General features: G+C 73.0%; 3 protein-coding genes. All 3 read right to left on the bottom strand.

The window, feature by feature from the left end:
- Positions 1-97 precede the first annotated feature (97 nt).
- The 3 genes from trxA to ABZ449_RS41970 all read right to left on the bottom strand — a co-directional run bounded on the left by trxA (position 98) and on the right by ABZ449_RS41970 (position 2122).
- Positions 98-424 (bottom strand): thioredoxin, encoded by a 327-nt coding sequence (gene trxA / locus ABZ449_RS41980; RefSeq protein ID WP_360357405.1) that lies wholly within the window; start codon positions 422-424, stop codon positions 98-100.
- A 127-nt stretch (positions 425-551) separates the two neighbouring features.
- Positions 552-1517 carry a thioredoxin-disulfide reductase gene (gene trxB / locus ABZ449_RS41975; RefSeq protein ID WP_360357402.1) on the bottom strand — a complete coding sequence of 322 codons (966 nt, stop codon included), beginning with the start codon at positions 1515-1517 and terminating at the stop codon, positions 552-554.
- 173 nt (positions 1518-1690) lie between these two features.
- Positions 1691-2122 carry a hypothetical protein gene (locus tag ABZ449_RS41970; RefSeq protein WP_360357399.1) on the bottom strand — a complete coding sequence of 144 codons (432 nt, stop codon included), beginning with the start codon at positions 2120-2122 and terminating at the stop codon, positions 1691-1693.
- Positions 2123-2426: the final 304 nt, after the last annotated feature.

Raw genomic sequence — 2426 nt, 5'->3', positions numbered from 1 at the left:
GACGTGCTGCCCGACCGCACCGCCCAGACCCTGGTCGCGTGGCTGCGCGAGCACCCCGGGGCCCGATACGTCTGCCGGGACGGCTCCGGCTCCTAGCCTAGATGAACTCGGCCAGCTCGCGCAGCAGCGCGGCCTTCGGGCGGGCACCGGTGATGGACTTCACCGGCTCGCCGTCCTTGTAGACGATCAGGGTCGGGATCGAGATGACGCCGTACTTGGCGGCGGTCGCCTGGTTGGCGTCGACGTCGAGCTTGGCGATGGTCAGCTTGTCGCCGTGCTCGGACGCGATGTCGTCCAGGACCGGGGCGACCTGGCGGCACGGGCCGCACCAGGTGGCCCAGAAGTCGACCAGTACGGGCTTCTCGCTCTTCAGGACGTCCTGCTCGAACGTCGCGTCGGTGACGGTGGTGGTGGCGCCGGCCACGGGAACTCCTCGGGTTCGGACGGAGGGGGCTGCTGCCAGGAGAACAACGGGTGGGCCCGTTCTGTTTCTGCCCGGCCGGGGTGGGGGTGTGTCACGTGGAACACCCCCGTGGGGCGGATCGAGGGGCTCAGACCGCGACGGCGGCGGCCTTGGCCTCCAGGTCGTCCAGCGCGGCCAGGTAGCGCTCGGCGTCCAGGGCGGCGGAGCAGCCGGTGCCGGAGGCGGTGATGGCCTGGCGGTAGGTGTGGTCCACGACGTCGCCGGCGCCGAACACGCCGGGGATGTTGGTCCGGGTCGAGGGGGCCTCGACCTTGAGGTAACCCTCGGCGTCCAGGTCCAGCTGGCCCCTGAAGAGCTCGGTCCGCGGGTCGTGGCCGATCGCGATGAACAGACCGGTGACGGCCAGCTCGCGGGTCTCGCCGGTGGTGGTGTCGCGCAGGGTGACGCCGCTCAGCTTCGGGTCGCCGTGGATGGCCTCGACCGCGCTGTCCCACTCGAAGCGGATCTTCGGGTCGGCGAAGGCGCGCTCCTGCATCGCCTTGGAGGCGCGCAGGGTGTCACGACGGTGGATGATCGTGACGCTCTTGGCGAAGCGGGAGAGGAAGGTCGCCTCCTCCAGGGCGGTGTCGCCGCCGCCGACCACCGCGATGTCCTGGTCGCGGAAGAAGAAGCCGTCGCAGGTGGCGCACCAGGAGACGCCACGGCCGGAGAGCTTGTCCTCGTTCGGCAGGTCGAGCTTGCGGTGCTGGGAGCCGGTGGTGACGATCACGGCGCGCGCCTTGTGCACGTTGCCCTCGGAGTCGGTGACGGTCTTGATGTCACCGGTGAGGTCGACCGCGACGATGTCGTCGGGGACGAGCTCGGCACCGAACTTCTCGGCCTGGGCGCGCATGTTGTCCATCAGCTCGGGGCCCATGACGCCGTCCCGGAAGCCCGGGAAGTTCTCGACCTCGGTGGTGTTCATCAGTGCACCACCGGCGGTGACGGCCCCCTCGAAGACCAGCGGCTTGAGGGAGGCACGGGCCGTGTAGAGCGCAGCCGTGTACCCGGCCGGGCCGGAACCGATGATGATCACGTTACGGACGTCGCTCACTGCTTCTCCTGGTTCGCATCGCGACCCGCGTTTGCTGCGGGGAGGGCGGTCCTGCTCCGCCGCCCGGGACAACGACTGACCAGTGTCTCGCATTCCCAGGCGGATCAGTACCAGGCGCCCGAAGTACGGAAGCGGCGTGCCGCCGTCGGCGTGGATCGCATGGGAACCGCCGGTCAGCGGCTGGGAACGGCCTGGTGGAGGACGATCGGGCCGCAGTCGGGGGAGCGCAGGTAGACGTCGACGAGACCGGGCCGGCCGGGCAGCGGGTAGACCAGGACGTCGACCGGGGCGCCGCGGTAGCTGCCCCGGTCGGTGGCCAGCGGGGTGCCGGAGGCGGGAGCCGGGCAGCCCGGGGCGCCGGGTGAGCCGGTGGGGGAGGGCGCGTCGGGTTCCGGGCGGGCGCCGTCGGCGGGCGGGGCGCCCTCGGACTTGGCGGGCCCGGTGGGGCGCAGCCCCGGGACGCTTTCCGAGCGGGCCAGCAACTGCTGGACCTGGGCGGCCAGTTCGTCCTCGCGGTAGTCGGTGCCGGCGCCCGCCGTGTGCGGGGCGCGGGCTCCGTGGCCGTCGGCGGTGGCGCTCGGGGCGACGCCCGCGGTGACCGCCACGGTGCCCGACCCGTCGTCGGGGTGCAGCAGCAGGGCCCCGCCGAGCCCGAGGGCGGCCAGGGCGGCGGCCGTGCCGAGCAGCAGGGCGAACCGGCGCCGGCGGGGGCGGGCGCGGCCGGGGCCGGTGGGCGCGCCGGACCGGCCGGCGGGTCGGTCGGCGGGTCGGCCGCCGGCCGGGTCCGCGGGCCGGGAGGGAGCGGCGGAGGAGGGCGTGACGGGCGCTGTGGCGGCACGATCCCTACCGATTGTTCGGTCGTCTGTTCATCTTGACCAGAAGCGTGACAAGGTGGTGCCCAGGCCGTAG

Source organism: Kitasatospora sp. NPDC005856, assembly GCF_040629945.1.
Lineage (GTDB): Bacteria > Actinomycetota > Actinomycetes > Streptomycetales > Streptomycetaceae > Kitasatospora.
Note: the sequence above shows the minus strand (reverse complement) of the source record. Positions and strands in the feature narration are given on the sequence as shown.